This is a genomic window from Cupriavidus sp. 01L46 (assembly GCF_056399905.1).
On sequence record NZ_JBFTSF010000329.1, the window covers coordinates 1 to 6,265 of the forward strand.

At 61.8% G+C, this 6,265-nt stretch carries 7 protein-coding genes; 3 read left to right on the forward strand and 4 right to left on the reverse strand.

Annotated features, from left to right (window positions below; all coding sequences use genetic code 11):
- On the reverse strand, positions 1 to 300 hold a 300-nt coding region (locus tag AC1DS3_RS33235; RefSeq protein ID WP_477128829.1), incomplete at its 3' end, for a DUF2946 family protein.
- Positions 301 to 695: 395 nt separating this feature from the next.
- On the opposite strand from AC1DS3_RS33235, the gene copC reads away from it, so the two are divergent.
- Complete coding sequence (gene copC / locus AC1DS3_RS33240) at positions 696 to 1,067, forward strand: copper homeostasis periplasmic binding protein CopC (protein ID WP_441638291.1); 372 nt, start codon at positions 696 to 698, stop codon at positions 1,065 to 1,067.
- Positions 1,067 to 1,936: a copper resistance D family protein gene (locus AC1DS3_RS33245; protein ID WP_477128830.1), complete on the forward strand. Its 870-nt coding sequence runs from the start codon at positions 1,067 to 1,069 to the stop codon at positions 1,934 to 1,936. Before copC ends, AC1DS3_RS33245 begins: the two co-directional genes overlap by 1 nt.
- Before the next feature lie 210 nt (positions 1,937 to 2,146).
- Here the strand turns inward: AC1DS3_RS33245 and AC1DS3_RS33250 are convergent, their stop codons facing one another.
- The 3 genes from AC1DS3_RS33250 to AC1DS3_RS33260 form a co-directional block, all read right to left on the reverse strand.
- Positions 2,147 to 2,728, reverse strand: a complete 582-nt coding sequence (locus tag AC1DS3_RS33250) for a histidine phosphatase family protein (RefSeq protein ID WP_441638287.1) — start codon at positions 2,726 to 2,728, stop codon at positions 2,147 to 2,149.
- Between the two features lie 366 nt (positions 2,729 to 3,094).
- Positions 3,095 to 3,946, reverse strand: a complete 852-nt coding sequence (locus AC1DS3_RS33255) for an SDR family oxidoreductase (RefSeq protein WP_477128831.1) — start codon at positions 3,944 to 3,946, stop codon at positions 3,095 to 3,097.
- A 149-nt stretch (positions 3,947 to 4,095) separates the two neighbouring features.
- The gene (locus AC1DS3_RS33260; RefSeq protein ID WP_441638282.1) at positions 4,096 to 4,836 is read right to left on the reverse strand and encodes an SDR family oxidoreductase; all 741 of its coding nucleotides are present in this window, start codon (positions 4,834 to 4,836) and stop codon (positions 4,096 to 4,098) included.
- 280 nt (positions 4,837 to 5,116) lie between these two features.
- Here AC1DS3_RS33260 and AC1DS3_RS33265 point away from each other — a divergent pair, with 280 nt between their 5' ends.
- Entirely contained in the window at positions 5,117 to 6,010 is an 894-nt protein-coding gene (locus AC1DS3_RS33265) for an AraC family transcriptional regulator (protein WP_477109429.1), read from the forward strand.
- Positions 6,011 to 6,265: the final 255 nt, after the last annotated feature.

Below are 6,265 nucleotides of genomic sequence, written 5' to 3' on the forward strand. Positions count from 1 at the left end.
GCCACGTTGTCTCAGGTAAGGCTGAAAGACAAAGGGCACGTGCGGCATTGCAACAGTGCTGGCGAGATCCGCGCAGACCAGGCAGCAGAGGGAATCGTCGAGGCTCTGGTGACTGCCAGGGGCGTCCTGATCGAGGGACGTTTGATCGTCTACCGAGACGACACGTATGCCGCTCGCACTGCAGATCGAGTGATCTACCATACCCCCGGCCGCTTGCCCGTGGGCCATCGGCGGCCATGGCGAGTGCAACGCCATGCCCAGCAGCGCGAGCCAGAAGACGAGCCGATGGGTGAAGGACATGTTGCGCCGCGAAAATGGGTGGCTGATTATAGTGGCGAGCCGCCGCCTGAAAGGACGCTTTGGGCTTGATCCAGCTAGACCGGGGTGTGACACCGAGTCGCACCCACTGCCGCCGGATCGGCATTTGCGCCGGATGTCATCGCAAACGGCCCCCTGTCCATTCATGTAGTCAGCTTACGCCGCATCTCCCCGCACTCTGTACGCTATGCCACTCTCTTCTAAGAAGCCAGCACGACGTCGCCCGTCGCCGGCGCTTGGGGCGTCGCGGTCAGCTGTGAACCGGCGCGATGAGATGGCTTCGTGTCCTAGGTCTGCTTTCGCACATACCGTGAGGGCTACTTGTGCGGGCCGTGCGATAGAATCGACCGGCTGAAGATTGTATTTCGAGATTCCCCATGTCGATTCAACGCTTGTTCTCCCCCATCCGGATCACCGCAGGCGCCATCGCCCTGCTGTACGCCGCTGCCGCATGGTCGCACACGCATCTCCAGCAGCAAGCGCCCGCGGCCGATTCAACGCAGGCCGCGCCGCAGGAGGTGCGGCTCGATTTCTCCGAGCCTCTGGAAGGCCCACTCAGCAAGATCGAAGTGACGGATGGTGCCGGCAAGCAGGTMACGGCCAACAAGGCGGCCTTCGACGCGGTCGCCCCAAAAACGCTGCGCGTGCCGCTCGACAAGCTGGCTCCCGGCAACTACACGGTCAATTGGAACGTGGTCTCCATCGATGGACACCGCACCAAGGGTCGCTATCGCTTCACGGTGGAGTAATGGAAGACCCCGCAACCGCCTTKAGTTGGTGGCTAGGCGGTGGCGTGTCGGTGGTGCTTGCCGCCACACTCGGCGTCTGGTCGCTGTCGCCGGCATTGCCTCCCGACTCGGCGCAGCGTTGGATGCGAAGCTGCCTGTTGCTATTGGCGTGCGTCTTCCTGGCTTACCTGCCGGCTTTTGCGCTGGCGCTGGCGGATGAGCCGGCCGGTGAACTCTTCCCCACGGTCTGGCTCGTGCTGCGGCATACACATAACGGCGCCATGTGGTTGCTCGGCGCCGTCGCCTTGATCGCGGCCGGTATTGCCAGTTCAGGAGAATCGGCGGGACCGCCGGGGCGTTGGCCGCGTGGCGCCATGGCTGCCAGCCTGACGCTGTTCGTGGGCGCACGCGCCGCTACGGGTCATGCGGCCGAGGCTGGCACCTTCAGTGCGGCGGTACTCGTACATGTTGTCCACATTGCCGCTGGCTGCACATGGGCAGGGTGCGTGATGGTCTCCCAGGCCATACTACTGCGCCGGCCTGAAGCCAATGTGTTATGGCAGACGGCCTTCCTGCAACGGCTGTCGCAGGTCGCCGCGCTGGCTCTGACCCTGGTTGTCGTGAGTGGCCTATTCAACGTATGGCGAATACTGGACGCAGCGCAAGTCTCATTCGGCGCCTATGAGCAACGATTGACGGTCAAACTGACTGTCGTGGGACTAGCCGCGGCCTTGGGCGCGTGGAACCGTTGGATTGCATTACCCCGCCTGCTACAGGGCGATGCGTCCGCCCGAAAACCGTTCGCGCTTAGCCTGTCTGCCGAGGCTGTTCTGCTGATGCTGGTCCTTCTACTTGCGGCTAGGCTTGGCTCGACCATGCCATCCATGTAGTCGATGAGATGCCCATGCGGGAGCCGACGAACGTGTCCTGCGCCGCCGCCTGGCCTACGAACAGGCCGAAGCACAACGAAACGCGATCGCCAGCAACTTGCCCACCGCCGGGCGGCGTCGTGGTCGACACCGCCGCGAGGCTATGGCTGTCCCGGTACAACCCACCGCGGTCGGACGTTTGTCACGAAAGCGGCCGTTCAATGAGAGCGATTAGCGGGCAGCATTGTTATCTTGTTGGAAGTGAAAAACAGTGTGTTCCCAATACTTTCTGGGCGACTTTCCCGAACACAGCCACCCAATTTTTTTGAGATATCTGGCAATGAACCAGTTTAGTGAGCCGTGCCCAACAAACAACACAGCACCGTGAGTGGAAGCCATCTCGACCAGATGCTCGGCACAGCGGAAAGCTCTCTCTCTAGCCGCTTTGAATGGCTCTACATTTTCTGAATATCCGAATGCCCAGGCAAGCCGAAAAAATACCGACCACAGTGGTAGCGAGAGTTTCGGGATGCGCCACGCTGCATGGGGCATCTCCATCTCCCGGAACATGGAGTCACAAACACCTATACGCTTGACACCCAGAAGTTTCGCAGACTCCAACGAGCGCACCAGGTTGCTGCACACGGTAAATGCGCATTGATCGGCTTGCTCAATTGCGATCTGTGGAGGTGGGTACTTCGTATCGATACCGACGGCATTGTATTTCTCAACCCAAACGCCGAACTCTGCTGCATTCAGTTTGCTTTTCTTGTCGATTTGAGGCTTTCCATGCCTCATCAGAACGATTTTCAACCAAGATCTCCCGCTACGGTAACTACCCTCTGGCACGCGAATCTAGGCGAGGATCAGTTAACAGGCCGCTTGTAGCCGTTCCACTCCAAATAAGCCCTCGCGCTCGTCCGTCGATTATCGACGATCCAGGCAACTACGTCGAACGTCTCAAACTGGCGGCGCCTGCCAGATCCACGTGAAACTGGTGGGACTCGACCCAAAGGGGCGCCTGGGACGACGTGCATGCAGGGCTGAAGCGCCATTGCAGGCAGCCACCCAGGGTTGGACGCATGAAGGGCCAACTTCATGGGGCAGGCCCGGCGGATCTCAGGCGATGCCTGCGGCGAAGGGGTACCCCAGCAACAATGCCGGGATAACCTCTTCCGGCTACTCGATGAAATCGGTGGCTTCAGAGGAACCCTTCCACGCGTCGAGGTCCTTCCCCACCGCCTCGGCCTTGCCTGCCGCGAGCTCGTTCGCGATCTTGCCCGCAAACAGGTGCAATGGCGGCGATTCGACGCTCGCGGCCTGGATGATCAGCAGCGCCAGCTTGTCCGGGTCTCCGGCCTGGCGGCCATGCAGGGTGCCGAGATGCAAGTCGAGCGAAGCCCTGGCCGCCGTGTTGTACTGGTCAATCTGGCGCCTGGCTACCGCCAGCGCGCCGCTTGACAGAAAGTCGGTGCGCACCGGCCCCGGATAGACCACCGTCGCGTGGATGCCGAATTCGGCGACTTCCGCAGCCAGCGATTCCGTCAAGCCGGCCAGCGCGAACTTGCTCGCCACGTAGCTGCTCCAGCCGGCGTAGCCGCCTTGGTAGCCGACAATGGACGCAATGTTGATGACGTGACCGCCCYGCTGCTCGCGAAGATGCGGCAAGGCGTGCCGCAGCACGAGCAGCGGGGCAAAGAGGTTGACCTCGAAGTTCTGGCGAATCTCCTCGTCGGACAGCGCCTCGATGGTCCCTTGCTGCGCATAGCCGGCGTTGTTCACAATCACGTCGATCGAGCCAAACCTCTGTACGGTGCGCTCGATCGCATTATGGACGCTATGGTCGTCGGTCAGATCCACCTCAAGGAGGAGGAGTTTGTCGGATGCGTCACCGACCGCCTGTGCCAGTGAGCCGACAGTACGGGACGTTGCTGCCACGCGATGACCCTGTGCTAGCAGGTGCCTGACGAGCTTTTGACCGACGCCTTTCGATGCGCCGGTGACAAACCAGGTGCGGGATGCTGGATTCATGATGATGCTCCTGTTGGGCTATTGATCAATGCGCCCGACGATAGCGACCTTGCCTGCGAAGGCGCCGGTTGCTTCATTGCGTGACGTCATGATGCTCTCCTTGATAGGCTTGCGCGATGGGTTCCATGCGTTCCATGCGTTCCATGCGTTCAGAAGGGGCTGGCTGTCGGACGCACGACGATCTCGCTCACGTCCACATCCGCTGGCTGCTCCACCGCGTACGCGATGGCACGGGCAATCGCACCTGGGGTGATGGCGATGCGGCGGAATTCCTGCATCGCCGTGCGTGCGGTGTCGTCGGTGATCGAGTCCGCGAGTTCGGACTCCACGACACCCGGGCAGACGACGGTTACGCGGATCTTGTCCGTCTCCTGACGCAGTCCATCGGAAATGGCGCGCACCGCGAACTTGGTGGCGCAATAGACGGCTGCGGTCGGCGATACGGACAAGCCACCGATCGACGAGATATTGATGATCTGGCCTTGACCCTGCTGCTCCATCGTCGGTAGAACGGCCGCGATACCATGCAGCACGCCGCGGATATTTACGTCGATCATCTGGTTCCACTCAGCCACCTTCAGCGCATTCAACGGCGAGAGCGGCATCACGCCAGCGTTATTGATCAGTACGTCGATGCGGCCGAAGGCATCGAGCGCGAAGCGCGCAAATGCCGCAACGTCGTCCGCCGAGCTGACGTCGAGCGCGCGATAGCGAACCGTGCCGCCAGCCGATTGCAGTGATTCGGTCAGTTCGATCAGCCGGTCAGTGCGTCGCGCACCCACGACGAGGCGGTGACCTTGCGCGGCGAGCAATCGGGCGACACCTTCCCCAATGCCACTGCTGGCCCCGGTGATGAGGATGACCTTCGATTCGGTGGATGGAATTGCCATCTTGCATACTCCTATTGTCGGTTCGGATTTGGAGGCATCTAGCGGCGACTGCCGCGCGAGACCCCTTGCCAGGAGCGGCCGCCAGGAAATGAATACGGTTTCGTCGGCCGGTGAATGAATGGTAGAGAAGGCCGGCGCCGGGGCGAATACACGGATCGATGGCGTTCTTGCCTATTTCTATCAATCCGTACGACGGGCACGGAGCCAGGGGCTAGAATGGCAACCATCGCAAGACAAGGAGAAAGCGGTGTCGAAGGTCCGCTATCCTGCTTCCATCCCGATGGTCCGTCTGCTTGAGCGGCTGGCGCCCAATGAGGGCTACACCCAATCGGCGCTCGACAGCGTGCGGCTGATGCGCTCCGACCGCCCGCTCGGGCGTACGCCAGTGCTGTATGAGCCAAGCATCGTGATTGTCTGTCAGGGGCGCAAGCTCGGCTTCCTCGGCGACGGGGTCTATGTCTACGATGCGCAGCACTATCTCGTGCTATCTGTGCCGCTGCCATTCTCGACAGAGACGCAGGCCACGCCAGAGGAGCCCATGCTCGCAGTGTCCATTCGCCTGGACCTGATTGAACTCAGCGAGTTGATCACGCAGATCGGGGCCGCCGGGCTTCATCCCGAGTCGCATCCGACCGGCATCGTCTCCACGCGGCTTGACGCGGACCTTGCCAACGCCACGATACGATTACTTGAGGCGTTGACGGCACCGCTGGACGCGCAGGTCCTGGGGCCTGCCATCGTGCGTGAGATCTGCTATCGCGTGCTGACGGGCGAGCAAGGCAGCGCCATGCGCGCAGCGCTTGCCCATCATGGCCGCTTTGGACGCGTGGCGCGGGCACTCAAGCGGATTCATGCCGACTATGCCCAGCCGCTCAACGTCGCGGGCCTTGCCGAGGAAGCGGGCATGAGCGTGCCGGCATTTCATGCCAACTTCCGCACGGTGACGCAGACATCCCCGATCCAGTACATCAAGTCCACCCGCCTTCATCAGGCCCGGTTGCTGATGATCCGCGACGGCGTGACGGCAGCGGCGGCGGCGGGACGCGTGGGCTATGAAAGCGCATCCCAGTTCAGCCGCGAGTTCAAGCGCCTGTTTGGCCGTACCCCGATCGAGGAGGTGCGCGACATGCGCGAGTCGTTCACGCTCTCGCCGGCGGTTAGCTTCGGCATTTAGGAACTGGCCCGCCAGGCGACAAGGCGCCAGGTGTTGCGAACCCCATTTCGCCGCGCGGCTCCGATGCTGGCATCGGGTGCGAACCCGATTTGGTGGTCGCCGGCAGCAGTGCCACGCACGCCAGCGGATCGTTCAACCGCGAGCAATGTTCGATTGCTTCGATCGTCGCCCGCCGAATGCAATCGGTGGGCAGGCCACGATTTGAGGCGGCCATTGCGGCGGCTCTGCCCATTCGAGTCGCTTGAGCGTTTCGAG

What these genes read in the sequence shown, in the direction of transcription:
- AC1DS3_RS33260 (WP_441638282.1), bottom strand. Translation starts at nt 4,836, where the DNA reads ATGGCAATTCCATCCACCGAATCGAAGGTCATCCTCATCACCGGGGCC.
- AC1DS3_RS33265 (WP_477109429.1), top strand. Translation starts at nt 5,117, where the DNA reads ATGGTCCGTCTGCTTGAGCGGCTGGCGCCCAATGAGGGCTACACCCAA.